This is a genomic window from Streptomyces sp. NPDC048192 (assembly GCF_043202415.1).
Lineage (GTDB): Bacteria > Actinomycetota > Actinomycetes > Streptomycetales > Streptomycetaceae > Streptomyces.
Window position 1 is genome coordinate 186,387 of record NZ_JBIDAL010000014.1, and the last position, 22,790, is coordinate 209,176.

19 protein-coding genes and 1 pseudogene are annotated in these 22,790 nt (G+C 73.9%); 11 read left to right on the forward strand and 9 right to left on the reverse strand.

What is annotated here, in order from left to right; all coding sequences use genetic code 11:
• Nucleotides 1-88 precede the first annotated feature (88 nt).
• A pseudogene (locus ACGFZN_RS28825) lies at nt 89-919 on the reverse strand (RNA polymerase sigma factor); the annotation flags it as partial.
• A 137-nt stretch (nt 920-1,056) separates the two neighbouring features.
• On the opposite strand from ACGFZN_RS28825, the gene ACGFZN_RS28830 reads away from it, so the two are divergent.
• Complete coding sequence (locus tag ACGFZN_RS28830; RefSeq protein WP_393861382.1) at nt 1,057-3,042, forward strand: DUF6350 family protein; 1,986 nt, start codon at nt 1,057-1,059, stop codon at nt 3,040-3,042.
• Nucleotides 3,043-3,220: 178 nt separating this feature from the next.
• On the opposite strand, the gene ACGFZN_RS28835 is transcribed toward ACGFZN_RS28830, so the two are convergent.
• The gene (locus ACGFZN_RS28835) at nt 3,221-4,186 is read right to left on the reverse strand and encodes a hypothetical protein (protein ID WP_393861383.1); all 966 of its coding nucleotides are present in this window, start codon (nt 4,184-4,186) and stop codon (nt 3,221-3,223) included.
• 304 nt (nt 4,187-4,490) lie between these two features.
• On the opposite strand from ACGFZN_RS28835, the gene purN reads away from it, so the two are divergent.
• Nucleotides 4,491-5,129 carry a phosphoribosylglycinamide formyltransferase gene (purN, locus tag ACGFZN_RS28840; protein WP_393861384.1) on the forward strand — a complete coding sequence of 213 codons (639 nt, stop codon included), beginning with the start codon at nt 4,491-4,493 and terminating at the stop codon, nt 5,127-5,129.
• The gene (gene purH / locus ACGFZN_RS28845) at nt 5,126-6,694 is read left to right on the forward strand and encodes a bifunctional phosphoribosylaminoimidazolecarboxamide formyltransferase/IMP cyclohydrolase (protein WP_393861385.1); all 1,569 of its coding nucleotides are present in this window, start codon (nt 5,126-5,128) and stop codon (nt 6,692-6,694) included. The genes purN and purH overlap by 4 nt, the downstream gene beginning before the upstream one ends.
• 73 nt (nt 6,695-6,767) lie before the next feature.
• On the opposite strand, the gene ACGFZN_RS28850 is transcribed toward purH, so the two are convergent.
• The 4 genes from ACGFZN_RS28850 to ACGFZN_RS28865 all read right to left on the reverse strand — a co-directional run bounded on the left by ACGFZN_RS28850 (nt 6,768) and on the right by ACGFZN_RS28865 (nt 10,415).
• Nucleotides 6,768-7,247, reverse strand: coding sequence for a hypothetical protein (locus ACGFZN_RS28850; RefSeq protein WP_393861386.1), 480 nt, complete (start codon nt 7,245-7,247; stop codon nt 6,768-6,770).
• 124 nt (nt 7,248-7,371) lie between these two features.
• Nucleotides 7,372-8,904, reverse strand: a complete 1,533-nt coding sequence (locus ACGFZN_RS28855; protein ID WP_393861387.1) for a protein kinase — start codon at nt 8,902-8,904, stop codon at nt 7,372-7,374.
• Nucleotides 8,901-9,659, reverse strand: a complete 759-nt coding sequence (locus tag ACGFZN_RS28860; protein ID WP_393861388.1) for an FHA domain-containing protein — start codon at nt 9,657-9,659, stop codon at nt 8,901-8,903. The genes ACGFZN_RS28855 and ACGFZN_RS28860 overlap by 4 nt, the downstream gene beginning before the upstream one ends.
• 153 nt (nt 9,660-9,812) lie before the next feature.
• Nucleotides 9,813-10,415: an RDD family protein gene (locus tag ACGFZN_RS28865; protein WP_393861389.1), complete on the reverse strand. Its 603-nt coding sequence runs from the start codon at nt 10,413-10,415 to the stop codon at nt 9,813-9,815.
• Between the two features lie 251 nt (nt 10,416-10,666).
• Between ACGFZN_RS28865 and ACGFZN_RS28870 the strand changes: the two genes are divergently transcribed.
• The 6 genes from ACGFZN_RS28870 to ACGFZN_RS28895 all read left to right on the forward strand — a co-directional run bounded on the left by ACGFZN_RS28870 (nt 10,667) and on the right by ACGFZN_RS28895 (nt 17,524).
• Complete coding sequence (locus ACGFZN_RS28870) at nt 10,667-11,521, forward strand: bifunctional methylenetetrahydrofolate dehydrogenase/methenyltetrahydrofolate cyclohydrolase (RefSeq protein WP_393861390.1); 855 nt, start codon at nt 10,667-10,669, stop codon at nt 11,519-11,521.
• Nucleotides 11,511-11,975 carry a DUF3017 domain-containing protein gene (locus tag ACGFZN_RS28875; RefSeq protein ID WP_393861391.1) on the forward strand — a complete coding sequence of 155 codons (465 nt, stop codon included), beginning with the start codon at nt 11,511-11,513 and terminating at the stop codon, nt 11,973-11,975. Before ACGFZN_RS28870 ends, ACGFZN_RS28875 begins: the two co-directional genes overlap by 11 nt.
• Nucleotides 11,976-12,254: 279 nt before the next feature.
• Nucleotides 12,255-13,370 (forward strand): sensor histidine kinase, encoded by a 1,116-nt coding sequence (locus tag ACGFZN_RS28880; protein WP_393861450.1) that lies wholly within the window; start codon nt 12,255-12,257, stop codon nt 13,368-13,370.
• Nucleotides 13,371-13,420: 50 nt separating this feature from the next.
• A complete protein-coding gene (locus tag ACGFZN_RS28885; protein WP_393861392.1) occupies nt 13,421-14,089 on the forward strand; it encodes a response regulator in 669 nt (222 codons plus the stop codon).
• 245 nt (nt 14,090-14,334) lie between these two features.
• Nucleotides 14,335-15,813, forward strand: a complete 1,479-nt coding sequence (locus tag ACGFZN_RS28890; protein ID WP_393861393.1) for a DUF2690 domain-containing protein — start codon at nt 14,335-14,337, stop codon at nt 15,811-15,813.
• Between the two features lie 721 nt (nt 15,814-16,534).
• On the forward strand, nt 16,535-17,524 hold the full coding sequence (locus tag ACGFZN_RS28895; RefSeq protein WP_393861394.1) for a malate dehydrogenase: 990 nt from the start codon (nt 16,535-16,537) through the stop codon (nt 17,522-17,524).
• An 11-nt stretch (nt 17,525-17,535) separates the two neighbouring features.
• On the opposite strand, the gene ACGFZN_RS28900 is transcribed toward ACGFZN_RS28895, so the two are convergent.
• Entirely contained in the window at nt 17,536-18,987 is a 1,452-nt protein-coding gene (locus tag ACGFZN_RS28900) for an MFS transporter (RefSeq protein ID WP_393861395.1), read from the reverse strand.
• 126 nt (nt 18,988-19,113) lie between these two features.
• Here ACGFZN_RS28900 and ACGFZN_RS28905 point away from each other — a divergent pair, with 126 nt between their 5' ends.
• On the forward strand, nt 19,114-20,073 hold the full coding sequence (locus tag ACGFZN_RS28905; RefSeq protein ID WP_393861396.1) for a LysR family transcriptional regulator: 960 nt from the start codon (nt 19,114-19,116) through the stop codon (nt 20,071-20,073).
• 28 nt (nt 20,074-20,101) lie between these two features.
• Here ACGFZN_RS28905 and ACGFZN_RS28910 read toward each other — a convergent pair whose 3' ends face one another.
• Both ACGFZN_RS28910 and ACGFZN_RS28915 read right to left on the reverse strand, forming a co-directional pair.
• Nucleotides 20,102-20,764 carry a DUF2637 domain-containing protein gene (locus ACGFZN_RS28910; protein ID WP_393861397.1) on the reverse strand — a complete coding sequence of 221 codons (663 nt, stop codon included), beginning with the start codon at nt 20,762-20,764 and terminating at the stop codon, nt 20,102-20,104.
• Nucleotides 20,765-20,787: 23 nt separating this feature from the next.
• On the reverse strand, nt 20,788-20,952 hold the full coding sequence (locus ACGFZN_RS28915) for a hypothetical protein (RefSeq protein WP_393861398.1): 165 nt from the start codon (nt 20,950-20,952) through the stop codon (nt 20,788-20,790).
• A gap of 288 nt (nt 20,953-21,240) precedes the next feature.
• Between ACGFZN_RS28915 and ACGFZN_RS28920 the strand changes: the two genes are divergently transcribed.
• Complete coding sequence (locus tag ACGFZN_RS28920; RefSeq protein ID WP_393861399.1) at nt 21,241-22,761, forward strand: aldehyde dehydrogenase family protein; 1,521 nt, start codon at nt 21,241-21,243, stop codon at nt 22,759-22,761.
• Nucleotides 22,762-22,790: the final 29 nt, after the last annotated feature.

Here is a 22,790-nt window from a genome sequence, read left to right on the forward strand (position 1 = left end):
AAGCACCAGACCACCCCCGAGCCACCCCCCGGAGGGAGCGGGGAAGCTCGCCGGAAGTCTCCGTCCCCGGCGGCGAACTCCCGCTCGGTCACCGCGGCTCCGGTTCCAGTCTCTCCGGGCCCCTCGTCGCCGCGTGCCGCAGTGCCACCTCCACCGTCTGTTCCCGAGGGGACAACGGCCCCGGCACTCCGGGCGACGGCACCCCCTGGACCGCCTGCGCCGGGGCGATCGGCGCCTCGTAGTGGGTCGGCGCCGTCTCCAGCGTGAGCGCCGTCGCGCCGGCGATCGCCGCCGTGAACGCGAGCGCCGCCCGAGTCCAGAACCGGCTTCGCCGCTCGCCCTCCCGGCGCACGGGCTCCGCCTCGGCCGCGCGCAGCCGCCCGGCCGAGGCGAGCACCAGCAGCCGGCGGTGCAGCTCGGCGGGGTCGGCCAGTTCCGGCAGCCGCGCGGCCAGCGCCTCGCGGGCGTGGGCCAGCCGGTTCGCGGCGGCCGACGGGCCGGCCTCCGTCTCCGCCGCGATCTCCGGCAGGCCGAGGCCCACGCCGTCGAACAGGACGACCGTGCGCCGGTACGACGGCGGCAGCTCCAGCAGGGCCCGCAGCAGCGCCCGGTCGGCCGGGTCGGCGGGTGGCGGTTCCGGACGCCGGTACCGGGGCCGGAGGCGGTGCCAGGGCGAGAGCGCGCAGTCGTGCGCCGCCGCCCGCACCCAGCCGCCCGGATCCCGGTCCCGGGCCACCTCGGGCCAGCGCTGCCAGGCCAGCTGGAAGGCCCCGCGCCACCGCCTCCCTGGCCAGTTCCCGGCGCCCGGTGAGCAGATACGCCTGGCGGACCAGGGCGGGAGCGCAGAAGGCGTACAGATCGTCGAAGGCCTGAACGGCCGCCGGTACTCCGGTGGTTCCGGTGGTTCCGGTGGTTCCGGACTGAGCCTGCGTCAGCGGACGGGCTCGACAACGGCGTCGGCGTTCACCCTTCCGTGTCAAATGGAACATGAACGTATATTGAGCGACACTTCGGAAGTTCGCCTGTTACCACGGGATATCGCGTGTCATTGGGACCATGGCGTGCGTGATCCTGAAGACCGCTGGCCGACCGTCGCTGTCACCTCTGCTGACCCGCATGCGGGACCGCGAGCCCGGGCTGGCCGCGAGCCTGCTGGGCGGTGCCGTCGCGGCCGGGCTCGGGTTCGGCTCGTTCGCCGTGCTGGTGATGGTGCTGTGGGTCAGCTCGCCATATCCCGACAGCGGACCCAGCGGCGCGCTGCACATCGCCGCCGCCCTGTGGCTGCTGGCCCACGGCGTCGAACTCCTGCGCACCGACACGCTCTCCGGCACCCCCATGCCGGTCGGGGTGACCCCGCTGCTGCTGATGCTGCTGCCCGTGTGGCTGGTGTACCGGGCGGCCCGGGTCGCGGTGGACGCGCCCGAGGACGCCGACGGCCCGCCGCCGGTGCCGGCGCGGACGGCGTGCACGGGCGTCGTCCTCGGCTACCTCGGCGTCGGCTGCGCGATCGCGCTGTACTGCTCGGGCGGCGAACTGCGGCCCCAGTGGCTCTGGGTGACAGCCTGTCTGCCCCTGGTCGCGACCGGCGCGGCGGCGGCCGGGGTGTGGGCGGCGTACGGCTGTCCGCGCGAGCCGGTGCTCGGCGCGCTGGCGGTGCTGCCGGGGTCGGTGCGGCGGCTGGTGTTCGGCGGGGACGAACGGGCCCGGCTCGGTACGGCCGTACGGGCCACCGGCGCCGCCGGCGCGGTGCTCCTCGGCGGCGGGGCGCTGCTGCTCGGGGTGTCGCTGGTGTGGCACGGCGGCGCGGCGCGGGCGTCCTTCCTCCAGCTGACGGAGGGGTGGACCGGACGGTTCGCCGTCCTGCTGCTCGGCGTCGCGCTGATCCCCAACGCGGCGGTCTGGGCGGCGTCCTACGGGCTGGGCCCCGGCTTCTTCCTCGGCGCGGCACACCCGGTGGACCCGTTCGCCTCCGATCCGGCTCCGCTGCTGCCGCCGTTCCCGCTGCTGGCGGCGGTGCCGGACGCCGGCGCCGGGACACCGCTGAACTGGGCGGCGGGGCTGGTGCCGGTGGCGGCCGGGGTGACGGCGGGGTGGTTCGTGGCGCGGGGCGCGGTGAAGCGGCCGGCGCCGGGCGCGGCGGCGCCGGCCCGCTGGTCCGTCGCCCGCACCGCCGGGGTCATGCTGCTCACGGCCACGCTCTGCGCCGCGACCCTCGCCCTGCTCGCCTGCATGGCCGGCGGCCCACTGGGCGTCTCGGCGCTGGCCCGCTTCGGGCCGGTGTGGTGGCAGGCCGGGGGAGCGGTGGGGGCCTGGACGGCACTGTCCGGGATGCCGGTGGCGCTGACCGTACGGCTGTGGCGCCTGTGGAGGCTGCGGAAACCGAGTGGGGACGACGTCCCCACGCAGGGGGCGCGGACGGGGACGGCGGCGAGCGCCCGGAACCCGAAGGGCTACGGGAAGACCGGTGATGCGGCGAAGACCGGTGATGCGGCGAAGGCCGTTGACGCGGCGAAGGCCAGGGACGCGGGGAAGTCCAAGGACCCGGCGAAGGGCGAGGACGCGGTGAAGTCCAAGGACGCCGTGCCGGCCGAGGAACCGGCGACGGCGGACGACGCGGCGACGGCGGAGAACGGGGCCGAGCCGGGGAGCGCTGCCGAGCCCGGGCGCGACACCGGGCCGGCGGGCCCGGGCGAGGCCGGGGAGGCGGGCCGGGCGGCCACCGGCAGCGGCAAGCCCAAGGGCACCCACGCGGACAGCGGCACACAGGGTAAGGGCACGCGGACGGGCGGCGGCAAGGAAGCGGACACGGGCAGCGTCTCCACCGCCCGGCCGCAGACCATGACCGAGGACGACGAGTCGTACGACGCCCTCCCGGCCGACGACGCATTCCCCTCGGACTGGCACGACGACCTGGCCCGCGCCTCGCGCTGGGCGGCCCTGCGGGAGGCCGCGGCCCCACCCGAGCCGCCGGCCCCCTGGGCAGGCCCCGACGTCACCGAGCCCTCGCCGGGCGCCCCGGAACCTCCTGACACGGCCGGCTGACCAGCCGCAAGACCTCGGGCGCCGGCACGGGTGCGACCACCCCGCCACGCGCCCCCTACCCGCACCTCACGGCACCGACGAGCGGCCCGGTGGCGCCCCGGGGCGCGCGCTCCCTGCCAGCACCTCACGGCCACGCGCACCTCACGGCACCGACGCGCGGCCCCGCGCCCCGCGGGCCTCAGCTGTTCCCGGTTCCCAGGACTCCGCGCAGCTCCTGCGGCAGCAGCCGGTCGCAGGACTGTTTGGCCTCGTGGGTGAGGGCGTCGTTCACGCAGGTGTAGTAGTCGCGGTAGACGAACTGGACCGTGAAGGTCGACGCCACCAGGACCAGGGCCAGACCCGCGGTGACCAGCCCGCCGACCGCCGCCGTCACCTGAGGCCGGGCCGGGGTCGCCCCCGGCGCCGGTGACGGGGCGTCCGGGTCGGACCGGCGCGGCTTGGCGCGCAGGGCGCTGGCGCCCCAGTACACGGCCAGCGCGCCCAGCAGCAGGGCCACGTACGGCCAGCTGAACAGGGCGAAGAAGACGGCCCACATGCCGGAAAGCAGTGCGTAGCGCGCGCGGCGCTGCGCGGGGTCGGTCGGGTCCCAGCGCATGCCGGAGCCGGCCGGTCCGCCGGGGCCGCCCTGCGGACCGCCGCCGGGCCGCTCGCCGAGGCCACCCGGCCGCTCACCGAAGCCGCCGGGGGAGCGGCCGGGCTGGCGGTCGCTCCACTGGCTGCCCCACGCGGAGCCGCCGTGTCCCTGGCCGGAGCCCTGCGGCCCCTCGGGGTGGCGGGGCCGCCACGGCTGGTCCGGGGTGCCCTCGGGCGGCGGCGCGAAGGGGTTGTCGTCCTGAGATCCACCGGGCCCGCCGGACCCGCCCGGCCCACCGAAGCCGCCACCAGAACCCGGACGCCCGCCGGCCCCACCGTGCCCGCCGGGACCACCAGGCCCCCCATGCCCACCGGAACCCCCATGCCCGCTGGGACTCCCGTGTCCACCCTGCCCGGCACCCGGACCACCGCCCTGGCCGGCGCCTCCCTGTGCCCCCGCTCCCGCCTGCGTCGGCGGCGCCGGGCGCTCTCGCAGCAGCGCGGAGCCGCGCTCGCCTCCCCGGTACGGAGTCGGAGGGAACGTGCGGAGTCGCAGGCTGCGATCGGGCATGAAAAGAGCGTCTTCCCCTAGGCGAATACGGCTGTGAACACGGCAGTCCTCTATGGGCCCCACCCCGACAACGTGTCGTACCACCACCGCGTTCCCGAGGCCGCCCTCCGTGATTCCCTGCGAACGCTACCTTCCGGCCACGCCCCCGTCCCGTGGGGGTCTTCTCGTGTGCCGGTATCGTTGCTGACGGTCGGCCGCTTCGTAGACTTCCCTGTATCGAGGGGCGCGAAGCATTCGTATGAATGCACAATGCGAGGAGTCGGGCGCCGGCCGGTACCGTCGCCACCCGAGAAAGGGCCCCACAGTGGCCGCCACCCCCGCTGGCCCAGCGGTCAAGCGCCTCGTCGTGCTGGTCTCCGGATCCGGCACCAACCTGCAGGCGCTCCTGGACGAGATCGAGCGCACCGGAGCCGAGCAGTACGGCGCCCGGATCGTCGCCGTAGGGGCCGACCGAGAGGGCGTCGAGGGGCTCGCCCGCGCCGAGCGGGCCGGGCTGCCGACCTTCGTCCGCAAGGTCAAGGACTACGACAGCAGGGAGGCGTGGGACGCCGCCCTCGCCGAGGCCGTGGCCGGGTACGCACCCGACCTCGTGGTCTCGGCCGGGTTCATGAAGATCGTGGGCAAGGAGTTCCTCGCGCGCTTCGGCGGGCGGTTCGTGAACACCCACCCCGCCCTGCTCCCCAGTTTTCCCGGCGCCCACGGCGTCCGCGACGCGCTCGCGTACGGCGCCAAGGTCACCGGCTGCACCGTCCACTTCGTCGACGACGGCGTCGACACCGGCCCGATCATCGCCCAGGGCGTGGTCGAGGTCCGGGACGAGGACGACGAGAGCGCGCTGCACGAGCGCATCAAGGAAGTCGAGCGAAGGCTGCTCGTCGAGGTCGTGGGGCGGCTCGCCCGCAACGGCTATCGCATTGAGGGACGAAAGGTAGTTATCCAGTGACCGCCACCGCCGAGAGCAACAAGCGGCCGATTCGCCGGGCGCTCGTCAGCGTCTACGACAAGACCGGGCTGGAAGACCTCGCGCGCGGCCTGCACGAGGCCGGCGTGGAGCTGGTCTCCACCGGGTCCACGGCCGGCCGGATCGCCGCCGCCGGCGTCCCCGTCACCAAGGTCGAGGAGCTGACCGGCTTCCCCGAGTGCCTGGACGGCCGGGTGAAGACCCTGCACCCGAGGGTGCACGCCGGCATCCTCGCCGACCTGCGCCTGGACAGCCACCGCGAGCAGCTCGCCGAGCTGGGCGTGGAGCCGTTCGACCTCGTCGTCGTCAACCTCTACCCCTTCCGCGAGACCGTCGCCTCCGGCGCGAGCGACGACGAGTGCGTGGAGCAGATCGACATCGGCGGCCCGTCGATGGTCCGCGCCGCCGCCAAGAACCACCCCTCCGTGGCCGTGGTCACCAGCCCCGAGCGGTACGCCGACGTGCTCGCGGCCGTGAAGGACGGCGGGTTCGACCTCGCCGCCCGCAAGCGCCTGGCCGCCGAGGCCTTCCGGCACACCGCCGCCTACGACGTGGCCGTGGCCTCCTGGTTCGCCTCCTCCTACGCGCCCGTCGACGAGTCGGGCTTCCCCGGCTTCCTGGGCGCCACCTACGAGCGCAAGAACACCCTGCGCTACGGCGAGAACCCGCACCAGGGCGCCGCGCTGTACGTGGACGGCACCGGCGGCCTCGCCGAGGCCGAGCAGCTGCACGGCAAGGAGATGTCGTACAACAACTACACGGACACGGACGCCGCGCGCCGTGCCGCGTACGACCACGACGAGCCCTGCGTCGCGATCATCAAGCACGCCAACCCCTGCGGTATCGCGGTCGGTTCGGACGTCGCCGAGGCCCATCGCAAGGCGCACGCCTGCGACCCGGTCTCCGCGTACGGCGGTGTCATCGCCGTCAACCGGCCGGTCAGCAAGGAGATGGCCGAGCAGGTCGCGGAGATCTTCACCGAGGTCATCGTCGCCCCGGACTACGAGGAGGGGGCCCTGGAGGCCCTCACCAAGAAGAAGAACATCCGCGTCCTGAGGGCGCCGGGCGCGCCCTGCAACCGGGTCGAGGCCAAGCAGGTCGACGGCGGGGTGCTGCTGCAGGTCACCGACCGCCTCCAGGCCGACGGCGACGACCCGGCCGCCTGGACGCTGGCCAGCGGCGAGGCGCTGAGCGAGGACGAGCTGAAGGAGCTGGCCTTCGCCTGGAAGGCGTGCCGGGCCGTCAAGTCCAACGCCATCCTGCTCGCCAAGGACGGCGCCTCGGTCGGCGTCGGCATGGGCCAGGTCAACCGCGTCGACTCCTGCAAGCTGGCCGTCGAGCGGGCGGGCGAGGAGCGCGCCCGGGGCTCCTACGCGGCCTCCGACGCCTTCTTCCCCTTCCCGGACGGCCCGCAGATCCTGATCGACGCCGGCGTCCGGGCGATCGTCCAGCCGGGCGGTTCGATCCGTGACGAGCAGGTCGTCGAGGCCGCCCGGAAGGCGGGCGTCACCATGTACTTCACGGGCACCCGCCACTTCTTCCACTGAGCACCGCCCGCACGGCGCGGCGGCGGCCTCCGGCCCTCCCCCGAGGGGGCCGGAGGCCGCCGAGCCGTGCGGGTCAGCAGGGGCGCAGCGACCAGATCGGGTCCCACGTCGCGGTGCCCGCGTCGTAGGCCGTCGAGGTCCAGCGCACGCTGCCGTCGCGGTTGTAGAAGCGGGCGACCGTGCCCGGCGTCTGGTTGTTGGTGTAGGGGCCGTCGCCGGTCCAGTTGGACAGGGTCCAGGTCTGGCACTTGTAGAAGTCGAACTTGGTGCCCCGGACGATCATGCACAGGTGGCCGTAGGCGCAGTCCAGGTCCTTCTTGGCGGCCAGCTTCGGGGCCTTGGTCAGGGTGAGGCCGTCGTAGCGGACCTGGCCGGCGGAGACCGAGAGCGGCTTCGGGTGGCCCGCGAGGACCTGGTCGGCGACCTGCTGGACGCCGGTGACCCGGGTGCCGTCCGGCACGGCGGCGGTCGCCGCGACCGTGGAGCCGGCGAGCAGGGCGGTGGCCGCGACGAGCAGCGCGGCGGGCTTGACGATGTTCACGTGTTCCCCCATGTGAACGAAGGTGTCGGTCGCCCCGCCGGGACGCCGTCGCCTGCCCGGCGTTACCGGTGTTCCCCGCGGAGTGGTCCCACCGTCCCAGCCGTGCCCGTGCGCCGGTACCTCGGAAGTCTCAGGGTCACTTCCTGCCCGGCGGCGTGTACTCCTTCAGGTAGTGGGCGACACGGGCGCAGTAGGCGCGGTACTTCGGGGGGATGCCGCCCGTGGCGTTCACCTTCGCGTACGACGTCCGGTAGGCGGCGGCGACCAGGACCCGCTTGTCGCCGGGCAGGCCGGGTTTCAGCCGGGCGTCCATGAAGCACAGGTAGCGGCCCATGGCCGGGATGGAGACGGAGGGCGACAGCGGCGGCGTGGGGGTAGCGGACGCGGGTACGCCGTTGTCCTGGATCCACCAGCGCAGCACGGACGGGGTCCAGCGGGCGATGCCGTACTCCTGGTTCTCGGGGTCGGAGAGGTCCGGGTCGAAGTTGCTCTCGGCCTTCAGCATCGCGGCGATGAGCGCGGGGCTGACCTCGGGCTGGGAGCAGCCGTGGGCGGCGTCGACGATGAGCTTGCGGTAGGCGGCCGGTACGCCCTTGTCGGTGCGCAGTTCGGAGGCGCCGTACGAGGCCAGGGCCTTGCCGTCCGTGCCGCCGGGGTCGGGCCACGCGCCGATGCCGTAGCCGAGGGCCGCGACGGCGGCGAGCGTCAGCGCCGCGCCCGCGACGAGCGTCCGCCGGCGTCCGCGCCTCGGGAACAGCCGGGGCAGGCGGGGCGGGCGGCCCGTGCCGGCGGCCGCCTGGACCCGGCGCAGCAGCTCCTCGGTGCCGATGCGCGTCTCGTGGGTACGGGCCAGGCAGTCCCGCACGATGTCCCGCCAGACGTCCGGGAGTTCGGGGGACAGGCGTAGTTCGTCCGTGCCGCGCGCGTAGGCGGCGGCCGCGTCCCGGCGGGCGGTCGGGGTGGCGCCGGACAGCGGGAAGGAGCCGGTGAGGACGAGATGGGCGAGCACGCCGAAGGCCCAGACGTCGGCGGACGGCCGGATGCGGCGGCCGCGTTCGCCGATCTCCGACCAGAGCAGCTCGGGCGGGGTGTAGTCGGGGGTGGAGAAGGCGGGCGTGTAGGCGTGGGTGCCCTCCAGTTCGGCGGCCATGTTGAAGTCGGCGAGCCGGGCCGAACCGTCCGCCATCAGCAGCACGTTGGCCGGTTTCAGGTCCCCGTGCACCCAGCCCGCCCGGTGCAGCTGGGCCAGCCCCTCGCCGATCTGGGCGAGCAGGGCGGGCCCGGCCTCGGGGCGGGGCGCGGCGGCGAGCAGCGCCGCCAGGGAACTCCCGGCCCGCTCCAGCACCAGCACGGTGGCGCCGTCGAGTTCGGGGCGGCCCGGGTCGTCGACGACGAGGGACTCGTACATCCGGATCAGCCGCGGCCGGCTCAGCCGGCGCAGCAGGCCGACCTCGCGCTCGACGAGGTCGCGCAGATGGGCCAGCTGGCGCGGGGTGCCGGTGCCGGTGGGCAGGAACTTCAGCGCGGCGGTCGCCGGCAGCTCCCCGGAGTCCTCGGTGCGCCGGCCCGCGTACACGCTGCCGAAGGCGCCGGTCGCGATCGGTTCGCGCACCTCCCACACGCCGACCCGGTAGCCCCGGGGCACCGGCACGGCGTACGGCTCGGTCACCGGGCCGCCCGGCTCGCGGACCCGGACGCGGACCCGGACAGCACGACCAGGTCGTCCTCCCGTACGAGGTCGAAGCGGAGCGCCAGGGACACCAGGGACTCCTTCTTGCCGTTGAGGCGCGGACCGGTCTCCGCGGTCTCCGGGCCGGGCTTGAGCCGCAGCTTCACCGCGAGATAGTCGATGTTCCACTGCACCGAGGCGCGCGAGGCGGCCGGCCAGGCGGGGCGCAGGCGGTCGACGACCTGGTCGACGGTGGGCAGCGGGGCGTGCGGGTCACCGCGCAGCCGGGGCTCGCACAGGGCGGCCAGGACGGCGAAGTAGCGCTTGGTGCGGTCGACGGAGAAGGCGGGCGCGGTGGTGTCGCCGTCCGGTCCGGCGCCCCCGCGCAGATAGTCGTGGCGCGGCGCCCACACCTCGACGGTCAGCAGGTCCCCGGCGGCCGGCAGCACGATCCGGGAGAACTCGAACGGGACGGGCGCGTCCAGCCGGCCGGGCCCGACCTTGATGTGCTCCCCGGCGCCCTCGGGGTTCTCCACGACGTACGTCTGCCGGGCGGAGAGGTTGCTCAGTATCCAGAACGCGCCCTGCGCGCACAGTTCGCCGGCCCGGCGCGAGACGCCGTCGTGCGGGATCGTCAGACCGTTCTCCGGCGCCCGCCCGAAGCTGAGGCGTTCACCGGGGGCGAGCCGGATCTGGGCGGTGCGGTCCTGTCGGTCCCCCGTGGTCGGCGGAGGTACGACGATGATGCTGTACAAGGTGCCACTCCCCGTCCCTGACGGCCCCCCGGGCCGGCCCAAACGGCCACCGCAGTCAGGTTAGGGGGACACACCGGGGCCGTGCCTCCCCTGGACGGGTGAGACACGGCCCTCGGTGGTGAAATGGCGCGAACTGTGCCGTCGCGCGTGGGCTCACTGGTCCTTGACGACGATCGAGCCGCACACCTTGTCGGCGAACGTCTGCCGCTTGGCGTCCCACGCCGGCCACAGGTAGCCCAGGTAGCAGGGCAGGCCGTCCAGGATGTGGGCCAGCTGCCGCACGAACGCCATGCCGGCGCCGAGCGGCTGACCGGTGTCCTCCTTGAGCGTGCGGGTGCCGATGGCCTTCTTGCCGATGGTCTGGCCGGTCTTGCCCTCCTGGACCACCTGGTAGACGAACACGGCGATCAGGCCCAGGAAGCCGACGATCGACAGGATCGGCGTGGCCTTGGCACCGAGGATGATCACGACGTACGGCACCGCGAACACGAGGGTGTCGAGCAGCCTGCTGAGGAAGCGCTGCCCCCAGTTCGCGTACGTCGGCTGCATGCCGTAACCGGGGTGACCGGGGTATCCGGCCTGCTGCGGGAAGCCGGGGTAGCCGGCCTGCGGCGCCTGCGGGTAGCCGTAGCCCTGCTGCGGCGGCACGCCGGGCGCCTGCGGGGCGCCGTAGCCGGGCTGGCCCTGCTGCGGGTAGCCGTAGGGCTGCTGGGGCTCCTGGGGCTGGCCGTAGGGGTTGGGTGAGCCGAAACTCATGGCGTGTTTCCTCCGTTGCTCTGCGGGGACGACGCGGAAGGAGCGGAGGAACATCAGGATCTGAGCGGTTTGCCCCCCAACCAGACCGCGGTACTGCGCCGCTCATCGTCACGGCAAAGGCCGAATCTTGTCCAGTTGACGGCGTGAGCTGTTGTGCAAGTGCAACATCCTTGATCACGCGGCGGGGTGCCGGGAGGGCGTCGGGCCACCCGGATTGGAACCGTGAGGCGGTCATCCGCGAGGATGGGGGTATGACCGCCCAGATTCTCGATGGCAAGGCCACCGCAGCCGCGATCAAGTCCGATCTGACCGCCCGCGTGGCGGCGCTGAAGGAGAAGGGCGTCACGCCCGGCCTCGGCACGATCCTTGTCGGGGACGACCCCGGCAGCCAGAAGTACGTCGCCGGCAAGCACCGCGACTGCGCGCAGGTCGGCATCGCCTCCATCCAGCGCGAGCTGCCCGCCACCGCCACCCAGGAGGAGATCGAGGCGGTCGTCCGGGAGCTGAACGAGGACCCGGCCTGCACCGGCTACATCGTCCAGCTGCCGCTGCCCAGGGGCATCGACGAGAACCGCATCCTGGAGCTGATGGACCCGGCCAAGGACGCCGACGGCCTGCACCCGATGAACCTCGGCCGGCTCGTGCTGAACGAGCCCGCGCCGCTGCCCTGCACCCCGAACGGCATCCTCTCCCTGCTGCGCGCCCACGGCGTGGAGATCAAGGGCGCCGAGGTCGTCGTGGTCGGCCGCGGCGTGACCATCGGCCGTCCGATGCCGCTGCTGCTCACCCGGCGCAGCGAGAACGCCACCGTCACCCAGTGCCACACCGGCACCCGGGACCTGTCCGCGCACCTGAAGCGGGCCGACATCATCATCGCGGCGGCCGGCTCCCCGCACCTGATCCGCGCCGAGGACGTCAAGCCGGGCGCCGCCGTCCTGGACGTCGGCGTCTCCCGCAACGCCGAGGGCAAGATCGTCGGCGACGTCCACCCGGACGTCGCCGAGGTGGCCGGCTGGATCTCCCCGAACCCCGGCGGCGTGGGCCCGATGACCCGGGCGCAGCTGCTGGTCAACGTGGTCGAGGCGGCGGAGCGCAGTGCCGGCTGAGGGCGCCCGGGCGGGGGCGTTCACCCGCGGTACGCACGGCGCAGAGGAGCGGCCGGAGCGGACCAGCCGCCGCTTTCCGCGGATCACCAGGGACACCGCGCGGCCGGAGGGCGGCGGCCGGGCCGCCTCCGGTGACGCCCCGGCCCCGGCGCGGCAGTGGCCCCTGCTGGTCGTGCTCATCGGGGTGGCGGCCGGCCTGCTGCTGACCGCCCTCGACCTGTTCCGCGCCGGCACCCTGCTGGCGGGCGCCGCCCTGCTGGCCGGGGCCGTGATGCGCTGGACGCTGCCGAGCGTCGGCATGCTCGCGGTCCGCTCCCGGTTCACGGACATCGCCACCTACGGCATCCTCGGCCTCGCGATCGTCCTGCTCGCGATGATGGCCCAGCCGAACCCGTGGCTGCAGATCCCGTTCCTGAAGGATCTCCTGCACGTCACGCTCAGCAACAGCAGATAGCGCACGCTCGCACCGGTGGCCCGCGCCTCCCCCAGGGACGCGGGCCACCGGTGCACCCCCGTACCCCCGCTGCCGCCGACGGTACGGCCGACCGCCCCGCCGGCGCCTCCACCGGCGGTCTGAACCGCCGTACCACCCGGGGTCGTAGTCCGCCGGTTCCTGCAACTTCCGCGGTACCGCACGGGGTTGACTCCCGCCTGTGGCCTCGGGCGTTACCCTGCGGCGGTGCGACCGACGACCCTCCGCCCGATCCTGGTGGACACGCTGATCGCGGTCGCCATGACCGTGGTCGCGGTCCTGCTCGGGCAGGAGTCCCGGTCGCAGGGCTGGCCGGAACTCGACGCCCGTGCCTACGTCCTGGTCGCCCTCTCCCATCTGCCGGTCGCGCTGCGCGGCCGCCGGCCGCTCGCCGTCTTCGCCGCCGTCCAGACCGCCCTGACCGCCTACGTCACCCTCGGCTACTGGCCGGTGGTGTGCACCTTCGGCTCCATGCTCGCCCTCTACACCGTGGCCTCCGTACGGCCCGTGCGCACCGCCCTGGTCTGCGCGGCCTGCATGGCCGCGGTGTGGGTGTACGCCGGGGTGGTCAGCGACACCCCGTCCATGGCGTCCGTGCTCGGGCAGGCGCTGCTGTACTGCTCGGTGCTCGTCTGGTTCGGGCACCTGGCCCGCCGCTCCGCAGAGCTCACCCGGCGGCTGCGCGCCGAGCAGGCCGAGCGGGCCCGGCGCGCGGTCGCCGAGGAGCGCGGCCGCATCGCCCGCGAACTGCACGACGTGGTCGCCCACCACATGTCCGTCATCTCGGTGCAGGCCGGGCTCGCCCGCTTCGTGTTCGACTCCCACCCCGACCGGGCCCGCGGTGCGCTCGGCACCATCGCCGACACCAGCGGCGAGGCCCTGGAGGAGCTGCGCCGCATGCTGCAGGTGCTGCGCGAGGAGGACCCCGAGGCGCCCGAGCGTGCCCCCATGCCCACGCTGGCCCGGCTCGGCGAACTCGCCGCCCGGGTACGGGCCGGCGGACTGCCCGTGGACCTCGCCGTGACCGGCGCCGAGCGCCCGCTGCCGCCCGGCGTCGAGCTGTGCGCCTACCGGGTCGTCCAGGAGGCCCTCACCAACGCCCTGAAACACGCGGGCCCGGCGCACGCGCGCGTGGAACTCCGGTACGGTGCCCACGAGCTGACCGTCCGGATCACCGACGACGGGCAGGGGGCGGATCCGGCCAGAGTGCCCGCCGGCGGCGGGCACGGCTTGATCGGCATGCGTGAGCGGGCCAAGCTCTACGGGGGGACGATCACGGCCGGCCCGCGCTCCGAGGGCGGCTACGAGGTCCGTCTCACCCTGCCCACCTCGGCCGCCGAGCGCGGCGGCACCGGCGCGGCGGAGGCGGAGCGGTAGGGACGGCGCCGGCAACGGGACGGCGCACGGCGAGGGGACGACCGTACGGCATGATCAGAGTGCTCGTCGTGGACGACCAGTTCCTCATCCGCGCCGGCCTCGTGGGCCTGCTGGAGGCCGCGCCCGGTTTCGAGGTGGCCGGCGAGGCAGCCGACGGCGCGGAGGCCGTGCGGCTGGCCGCCGAGACCCGCCCCGACGTGGTCCTCATGGACATCCGGATGCCCGGCACCAACGGCATCGAGGCCACCGAGCGGATCCTCGCCGACGCCGACGGCCGCCCGCCCCGGGTGCTGGTGCTGACCACCTTCGACCTCGACGAGTACGTGTACGGGGCACTGCGCGCCGGTGCCTCCGGGTTCCTGCTGAAGGACTCCGGGCCCGAGCGGCTGCTCGCCGCGATCACCGCGGTCGACGGCGGCGACGCGCTGTTCGCGCCCAGCGTCACCCGGCGCCTGGTGGAGGCCTTCGCCCGGCAGCAGGCCCCGGACCGGGCCGCCGTCACCTCGCCCGACCTGGACGTGCTCACCTCCCGCGAGCGGGAGGTCCTCCAGCTCACCGCGCGCGGGCTGTCCAACGTGGAGATCGCCGACCGCCTCTTCATCAGCGAGGCCACCGTCAAGACCCACCTCAACCGCACGATGAGCAAGCTCGACCTGGGCAGCCGGGCCCAGGCGGTCGTGCTGGCCTACGAGACGGGACTGGTGACCCCGGGCGGCTGACGCGGCGGCTCGCCCTCTCCCCCGAGGAAGGGCGAACCGCCGCCGGGAGACAGCCTTCCGCCCAGGAACCGCCTGTTCAACGCCTGTCCTGGCGCTGTGGCACGGAAGTGACCGTTCCGCTACGGTGTCCGCGCGCTCCGTCCGTGCACCCGCGCGCCCCCGTCCGGGGAACTGGGTTCCTTGGGCGGTGCATCCTTGTGGGTAGCCAGGACGGGGAAAGCCGGGGGGAGAGCAGGGGGGAAGCGATGCCTCGTTGGAAAGACCTGCCCGAGGAACTGGATCCGCAGATCAGGGAGTTCACCAGCCAGATGCGGCGGCTCGTGGACCGCGGCGGGCTGAGCGTCGCGGCACTGGCCGACCGCACGGGCTACAGCAAGACGTCCTGGGAGCGTTACCTGGGCGGCCGGCTCCTCGCGCCCAAGGGCGCGGTCGTGGCGCTCGCCGAGGTCACCGGCGCCAGTCCCGTGCATCTGACGACGATGTGGGAGCTGGCCGAACGCGCCTGGAGCCGGGCCGAGATGCGGCACGACCGCACGATGGAGGCCATCCGCATCGCCCAGGCGCGCGCCGCGCTCGGGGAGTTCGGCGCGGCGGAGGCGACCGGCGGCCCCTCCGGCCGCAGGCCCGACGGCGCCGGCCCGTTCCCGGGCGTCGCCGGCCCGTCCGGCATCTCCCCGACCATCCCCACCCAGCCGACGGCCCCCGACGCCGATGCCCGGGACCCGGGGGCGCGCGACCGCACGAGGCCGGGCGGCCAGGGCGCGAGCACGGACTCGGGGGCGGGCGGCCAGGGCGCGAGCACCGACTCGGGTCCGGGCGGCCAGGGCGCGAGCACCGGCCCGGGGTGGCCCGCGGACGCCGGGGCGGCCCGGGGCACGGCTGACGGGTCCGGACGTGGCGAGGGCTATGGCTCGGGGCGGGGTGACGGGTTCGGTTCGGGGTGCAAGGCGAGCGAGGGCTCCGGGCGCGGGTCGGCCGAGGGCTCGGGGCGTGGGGCTGGTGAGGTTTCCGACTCAGAGGGCAACTCCTGGGGGCTGGCCGGGTATCGGGGGCCGTCCACGGCGAGCGGCCGATCGGGCGCCGACGCGGCTGGGGGTGCGGGGGCCGGCGCCGTCACCGTGAACGGTGTGCCGTCCGGCGGTCCGGGCCGGACCCCGACCGTCTCGACGCCGTACGACGGCGGGACCGAGGCGCCCGGCGCCGCCGGAGGCCCCCCGGCCCCGGGGAACGCCGTACGGCAGCGGGTGATCATGTTCCTCGCCGGGCTGGTCGGTGTCGCCGTCGTCATCGGCGCCGTCTTCTTCCTCACCGACCGGGGCGGCACGAAGCACGGGAGCGCCGCCAAGTCGCCGGCCCCGACAGCCGCCGCCACGCACACGAGCCCGCCGCCCGGCGTCCGGTGCACCGGCGCCGCCTGCGACGGCAAGGACGCCGAGGCCATGGGGTGCAGCGGCGAACTGGTGACCACCGCAAAGACCGCCGTTCTCGGCACCACCACCCTGGAGGTCCGCTACAGCAAGGCCTGCGGCACCGCCTGGGGCCGGATCACCGGAGCCGCCGCGGGCGACCAGGTGCAGGTCGTGGCCGGGAAGGCACGGCAGAGCGGACAGACCTCCGGGGCCGGCGACACCATCGCGTACACCCCGATGGTCGCCGTGAAGAACGCGGCGGAGGCGAAGGCCTGCGCCACGCTGGCCTCGGGCCGGACGGGCTGCACGAAGTAGCGCCGGCCGGGTGCCGGGTGCCGGGGGAGTGGCGCGCGCCGGGTTCCAGGTGCCGGACCGGGAGTGGCCGTACCGGAAGCGGTGAGTGCGGGGCGCGCTGCGGGGGCCGGGTGCCGGGTGCCGGCCGAGCGTGCCGAGAGTTGGGAGTCGGGCGCCGGGGGCGGGGCGTGGCTGGTGCCGGAAACCGGCCGGGTGCGCCGCGGCGGGCGCGGTGGGTGTCCGGCGCTGCTGGCCCCGGGTGCCGGGCCGGGGGCGGAGTGTGCCAAGGGACGGAAGCCGGGAGCGGCGCATAGCGGTGCCAAGAGCCGAGTGCCGGGCCGGGCCTCGCGGGTGCCGAGGGTCGGGAGGCAGGAGCCGGGCGCGCGGAACCGGTGCCGGGTGCGGCGGAAGCCCGGCGTTGGCGATCGTCCGGGTGAATTTCGTGTGGGACGTGCATGGCGGGGCGGATTCTGGGCACGCGGCCTCTAACCCCCCACGGGAGTCCGGTCATCCGGTACCCCCCACCTGGCGGCCGTCTCCGTCCTCTCCCCCTCTCCCGGACGGGCGGCCGCCCGTCGGTTTCGGTGCGTGTCCGACTTGTGGGGTGATCCACACGGCCCCGGACGTCTCGCATGCCGGATGCGCGATAGCCTGACCGCTGGATCGATCTCTTGACGCCAAGAGATCGATCATCCGCCCGGGGCAGGGACGCCCCACCGCCAGCTGTCATACGGAGAACGCCATGACCCGCACTCCCGTGAACGTCACCGTCACCGGCGCGGCCGGCCAGATCGGTTACGCCCTGCTCTTCCGCATCGCCTCCGGCCAGCTGCTCGGCGCGGACGTGCCGGTCAAGCTGCGCCTGCTGGAGATCACCCCGGCCCTGAAGGCCGCCGAGGGCACGGCCATGGAGCTCGACGACTGCGCTTTCCCGCTGCTTCAGGGCATCGACATCACCGACGACCCGAACGTCGCCTTCGACGGCGCCAACGTGGCCCTCCTGGTCGGCGCCCGCCCCCGCACCAAGGGCATGGAGCGCGGTGACCTCCTCGAGGCCAACGGCGGCATCTTCAAGCCGCAGGGCAAGGCCATCAACGACCACGCCGCGGACGACATCAAGGTCCTCGTCGTCGGCAACCCGGCCAACACCAACGCGCTCATCGCGCAGGCCGCCGCCCCGGACGTACCGGCCGAGCGCTTCACCGCGATGACCCGCCTGGACCACAACCGCGCGCTCACGCAGCTCGCGAAGAAGACGGGTTCGACGGTCGCCGACATCAAGCGGCTGACCATCTGGGGCAACCACTCCGCCACCCAGTACCCGGACATCTTCCACGCCACGGTCGCCGGCAAGAACGCCGCCGAGGTCGTGAACGACGAGAAGTGGCTCGCCGAGGACTTCATCCCGACCGTCGCCAAGCGCGGCGCGGCCATCATCGAGGCCCGCGGCGCGTCGTCGGCCGCCTCCGCCGCGAACGCCGCGATCGACCACGTGTACACCTGGGTCAACGGCACCGTCGAGGGCGACTGGACTTCCATGGGCATCCCGTCCGACGGCTCCTACGGCGTTCCGGAGGGCCTGATCTCCTCCTTCCCGGTCACCTGCAAGGACGGCAAGTACGAGATCGTCCAGGGCCTGGACGTCAACGAGTTCTCCCGTGCCCGCATCGACGCGTCGGTGAAGGAACTGGAGGAGGAGCGCGAGGCGGTGCGTTCGCTGGGTCTCATCTAAGAGTTCCGCATCTAAGAGTTCCGCAGGTCGGGCAGACGCTCGGCATCCCCTCGCCGGGGGTGCCGGGCGTTGTCGTGTGCGGCCCTCTGGTGGGGCACTTCCGCCGTGCCCCGCGTCTGTGCGGGACGCCTTCCGTACCCGGCCACCACCAGCGCCGTGGCCGCCAGCACCACCGCGCCCACCGTCCGCAGCGCGGGCCCCATGCCGTGCGGCAGGTCGGTGTGGGCCGACAGGACCGTGCCCGTGACGGCGACGCCCAGGGCCGCGCCCGTCTCCCTCGCCGTCGTGCCGAGGCCGGAGCCGAGGCCGGCCTGGTGCGGCGGCAGCGAGGTGACCACGCCGATCGTCAGGGCCGGCATGGACAGTCCGGCGCCGGCCGAGATGACCAGCAGCCAGCAGACGAACACCGGGTAGGGCGTGCCCGCGTCGGCGGTGGACGCGCCCAGCAGGCCCAGGCCGATCAGGGCGAGACCGGCGCCGATGACCGCGCGGGGGCGGCCGGCCCAGCGGGTGGCCAGCTTCTGGGCCGCGGCCATCCCGACGATCAAGGGCATGATCGCCACCCCGGTGACCGCCACTCCGAAGCCTTTGATCTCCTGCAGATACTGCGAGTTGACGAAGAACAGGGCGAACAGGCCGAAGAAGCAGGTGACCGTGCCGAGGGAGGCCGCCCTCAGACGCGGGGAGCCGAAGACGCGCGGGTCGAACAGCGGCGAGGACGCGCGCAGGGCGTGCCCGGTGAAACCGGCGATCAGCAGGGCGCCCGCGGCGAAGGCGCCGACGATGCGTGCGGAGCTCCAGCCGTACGTCGGGCCCTCGATGATGCCGAACAGCACCGCGGCCAGGCCCGCGGTGAGCAGCAGCGTGCCGAGCGGGTCGGGGTTGCCGGCGGTGCGTTCGGTGCGGGGAACGGCGCGGGCGACGGCCACGGCGAGGACGGCGGCCAGCGGGATCATCCCCGCGAACAGGGCGCGCCAGCTGAGGAACTGCCCGGCCAGGCCGCCGCCCAGGTTGCCCGCCGCACCGCCCAGACCGATCGACAGCGTCCAGGCGCCCATCGCGCGGGCCCGGTGCTCGGGCGCGGACAGCCGCATGAGCAGGGAGAGGGTGGCCGGGGTGATCAGGGCGGCTCCGGCGCCGGACAGGCCCCGGCCGGCTATCAGCACCGGCGCTGCGGAGGCGAGCGCGCTGGTGGCGGCGCCCGCCGCGAACAGGGCGAGCCCGGCGAGCAGGGCCCCCTTGCGGCCGTACCGGTCGCCGAGCGCGCCGGCCGGGACGAGCAGGCCCGCGAAGACGATGACGTAGGCGTCGACGGTCCACAGGACCTCGGTGTGCGAGGGGTGCAGTGCGGACGAACTCAGCTGCGGGATCAGCAGGTTGACGGCGGCGACCATGCTCTGCGCGACCAGGACGCAGGCGCACAGCGTGAGCAGGGTGGAGCGTTTCAGGGCATGCGGGGGCACGGCTCCTCCGGGAGCTGGACGGTGGTGGGAGGGTGCGCCGTCGAGCGGATGCGCTCGGGCGCGCTCTCACCGTAGGCTCGCCCCCGACCTGCATTCCAGTGCAACCTTCGCAAGGGACGCCTGCACATGACGCAATCCACCGGGCTGGACCTGAATCTGCTGCTCGCGCTGGACGTGCTGCTGGAGGAGCAGAGCGTGCAGGGCGCCGCCCGGCGGCTGCATCTGTCGGAGCCCGCGATGAGCCGGACCCTCGGCCGGATCCGCAGGGCGCTCGGCGATCCGATCCTGGTGCGCGCCGGCCGGCGGATGGTGCCCACCCCGCACGCGCTGGCGGTGCGGGCCGAGGTGAGCGCGGTGGTGGAGCGGGCGCGGGCCCTGTTCGCGCCGGGCCGGGACGCCGACCTGCGCACGGTGACCCGCACCTTCACGGTCCTCGGTCAGGACGCGATGGCCGCCACGCACGGCGCCGCCCTCTTCGCCCGCGCCGCCCGCGAGGCGCCCGGGATCCGGCTGCGCTTTCTCACCGAGAGCCACGTGGACGCGCCGTTCCTGCGCCAGGGCACCGCCGACCTGGAGATCGGGGTGATCGACACGACCTCGCCCGAGGTGCACGTGGAGACGGTGTACGAAGAGCGCATGCTGGGCGTCGTACGGCCCGGACACCCGCTGCTGGAGGGGGAGTTGACGCCCGAGCGGTTCGCCGGTGCGGCGGGGCACCTCGTCGTCTCCCGGCGCGGCAGGCAGCGCGGGCCGATCGACGACGCCCTTGCCGAACTCGGCCTCGCCCGCCGGGTGGTGGGCACCGTCGGCAGCTTCCCGGCCTCACTGTTCGTGCTGCGCGAGACCGACCTGATCGGGCTGATCACGTCCTACGGCCGCTCGATGGCCGAGACCCTCGGCCTGGTCGTCTTCGGCATCCCCCTGCGGCTGCCCCTCGCCGAGGTGGGCTTCGCCTGGCACCCCCGGCACGACGCCGACCCCGCCCACGCCTGGCTGCGGCAGTGCGTACGGGAGCTGATGACCGAGGCATCGCGCAACGTCCCCCCAACCGGGTCCGCGCGCGCCGTCCCGGAGCAGCACACCTAGCTTCTCCTGGCGGCGCGCGCGGCTCCGGTCAGCGGTTGGTGTCCTTGGACGGCGGTCCCGGATCCGGGCGGGTGGCATGCCGCGGCCGGCTCTTGGTCGAGATCTGGCCGACCAGTTCCCAGAAGCACACCAGCGCGGTGACCGGCGGAATCCCGAAGATCACTAACGAGAGCAGCGCATGGGACGAGTGGCTGACGCACAACGCCACGGCCATCGCGGAAGCGGCCAGCACGATGCACCAGGACCGCCGCGCGCTCCGGCGCTGGGCGGTGGCCCGCACGACCGACAGCGCCGCCACGAACCACGGTCCGTACACCGTCAGCGGCCAGCACTGCGCCAGACGCGTGGGCAGCACCGACGAGGCGATTCCGCGCAGCTGCCCGTAGGAGTAGCAGACGGACCAGGCCAGCATGCCCACCGCGCACAGGGTGACCGTCATGATCAGCAGCGTGATGTGGGTGAAACGCCGGCCGCCGTCGAGCAGGTGCGACTCCTGGCGCATCCGGCGCCGGCTGCTCCTGCGCGGGGCGGGGATGTCCAGCGGGGTGGTGACGGGGTTCACCGTGGTCGGCGCGGACAGCATCTGGGCCAGTTCCTCGACCGGGTCCCAGTCGTTCTGCGCGATGCCCGGATCCGGGACGGTGTTCCAGGCGTGATCGTACAGACCGGCGTCCTGCTGAATTCTGTCCATCGGTAAATCCTTCCGCGCCTGACTCAGGATGCCGTGTACAGATCTGTCATGGTCCGCCGATATTCCTTTTCCATCGTATTGATTCTCTTCAGGAAATCGTCGAGCAGGTCCGAGCAGGACAGGGGATCGGCTTCGCCGCCCCAGCGCAGCGGGGTCGTCCGGTGATCCTCGCTCGGGTGCCAGTCCAATCGCATCACGGTCGCTTAACGATGATCGACGGGGGAGGGCTTTGGGGCATTCGGGGGAATGCGGGTAACCCGGAAGGGGGGTGATCGCATTCCGTGAACATTCCGGGAGAGGTGAAATCAAATGCCCGGTCCGTCGATGATCGGGGCATGCGCTGATGTGATGCCGCGCACTTTTGACCGTCGATTGCGCATGCGGCGCGCCGGTCCTGGGCAGGCGGCGACGGTCCCCGAGCGTGACACCCCTGTCACCCAGGGGCACCGATCAGGAACGGAAGGCAACACCGAGCAATGGCGGACAGAACCGAACGACACCCCCAGGCGACCATCCACGCGGGAGGCGAGTGGCTGCCGGCGATCTCCGGCGCCACCCGCGAGATCCTCGACCCCGCGGACGCCCGGCCGTTCGCCGTGGTCGCCGAGGGCGACGAGAAGGACGCCGAGCGTGCGGTCGCCGCCGCCCGGCAGGCCTTCGACCACGGCCCCTGGCCCCGCACCCCGGTCGCCGAACGCGCCGCCCTGCTGCGCCGCGTCGCCGGCCTCCTCCTGCGCGACCGCGAGGTACTCGGCCTGCTGGAGAGCCGGGACGCGGGCAAGACCGTGGAGGAGGGCCGGATCGACATCGACTGCGTCGCCGACGCCTTCCGCTACTTCGCCGACCTGGTCGCCGCCGAGGCGCCCGGCCGGGTCGTGGACGCGGGCTCCCCCGACATCCACAGCGTCGTCGTGCACGAGCCGGTCGGCGTCTGCGCGCTGATCACCCCCTGGAACTACCCGCTCCTCCAGGCCAGCTGGAAGATCGCCCCGGCCCTCGCCGCCGGCAACACCTTCGTGATCAAGCCCAGCGAGATCACTCCGCTGACCACCGTCGCGCTGATCGAGCTGCTGCAGGAGGCAGGCCTGCCCGCGGGCGTCGTCAACATCGTCACCGGCCCCGGCCACACCGTCGGCGCCCGCCTCGCCGAGCACCCCGGCGTCGACCTGGTCTCCTTCACCGGCGGCCTGGTCAGCGGCACCAAGGTGGCCCAGGCCGCCGCCCCCACCGTGAAGAAGGTCGCCCTCGAACTCGGCGGCAAGAACCCCAACGTGGTCTTCGCCGACGCCTGCGCCACCGACGAGGGCTTCGACACCGCCGTCGACCAGGCCCTCAACGCCGCCTTCATCCACAGCGGCCAGGTCTGCTCGGCGGGCTCCCGGCTCATCGTCGAGGAGCCGGTCCGGGACCGCTTCGTCGCCGAACTCGCCCGCCGCGCCCAGCGGATCAGGCTCGGCCGCGGCACCGAGGACGGCGTGGAGTGCGGCCCGCTCGTCTCCGAGCAGCAGCGCGCCAAGGTCGAGGCGTACGTCGCCTCCGCGCTCACCGAGGGCGCCGTACTGCGCTGCGGCGGCACCCGCCCGGAGCCGTCACCCGAGCGCCCCGCGGCCGGCTACTTCTACGAGCCGACCGTCCTCGACGCCTGCCACCGCGAGATGAAGGTCGTCCGGGAGGAGGTCTTCGGCCCGGTCCTCACCGTGGAGACCTTCCGCACCGAGGACGAGGCCGTCTTCCTCGCCAACGACACCGAGTACGGCCTCGCCGGCGCCGTGTGGACGTCCGACCCCGGCAGGGCCCGGCGTGTCGCGGCCCGCCTGCGCCACGGCACCGTCTGGATCAACGACTTCCACCCCTATCTGCCGCAGGCGGAGTGGGGCGGCTTCGGCAGGAGCGGCACCGGCCGCGAGCTGGGGCCCGCCGGGCTCGCCGAGTACCGCGAGACCAAGCACGTCTACCAGAACCTCGCGCCGAAGCCGGTGCGCTGGTTCGCCGGCTGAGCACCCTTCCCCCGGCCTCCCCGAAACAC

Excerpts from the sequence above, each read along its gene's own strand:
- ACGFZN_RS28830 (WP_393861382.1), top strand. The coding sequence starts at position 1,057 with ATGGCGTGCGTGATCCTGAAGACCGCTGGCCGACCGTCGCTGTCACCT.
- ACGFZN_RS28835 (WP_393861383.1), bottom strand. The coding sequence starts at position 4,186 with ATGCCCGATCGCAGCCTGCGACTCCGCACGTTCCCTCCGACTCCGTAC.
- ACGFZN_RS28850 (WP_393861386.1), bottom strand. The coding sequence starts at position 7,247 with ATGGGGGAACACGTGAACATCGTCAAGCCCGCCGCGCTGCTCGTCGCG.
- ACGFZN_RS28865 (WP_393861389.1), bottom strand. The coding sequence starts at position 10,415 with ATGAGTTTCGGCTCACCCAACCCCTACGGCCAGCCCCAGGAGCCCCAG.
- ACGFZN_RS28870 (WP_393861390.1), top strand. The coding sequence starts at position 10,667 with ATGACCGCCCAGATTCTCGATGGCAAGGCCACCGCAGCCGCGATCAAG.
- ACGFZN_RS28880 (WP_393861450.1), top strand. The coding sequence starts at position 12,255 with ATGACCGTGGTCGCGGTCCTGCTCGGGCAGGAGTCCCGGTCGCAGGGC.
- ACGFZN_RS28885 (WP_393861392.1), top strand. The coding sequence starts at position 13,421 with ATGATCAGAGTGCTCGTCGTGGACGACCAGTTCCTCATCCGCGCCGGC.
- ACGFZN_RS28890 (WP_393861393.1), top strand. The coding sequence starts at position 14,335 with ATGCCTCGTTGGAAAGACCTGCCCGAGGAACTGGATCCGCAGATCAGG.
- ACGFZN_RS28895 (WP_393861394.1), top strand. The coding sequence starts at position 16,535 with ATGACCCGCACTCCCGTGAACGTCACCGTCACCGGCGCGGCCGGCCAG.
- ACGFZN_RS28905 (WP_393861396.1), top strand. The coding sequence starts at position 19,114 with ATGACGCAATCCACCGGGCTGGACCTGAATCTGCTGCTCGCGCTGGAC.
- ACGFZN_RS28910 (WP_393861397.1), bottom strand. The coding sequence starts at position 20,764 with ATGGACAGAATTCAGCAGGACGCCGGTCTGTACGATCACGCCTGGAAC.
- ACGFZN_RS28920 (WP_393861399.1), top strand. The coding sequence starts at position 21,241 with ATGGCGGACAGAACCGAACGACACCCCCAGGCGACCATCCACGCGGGA.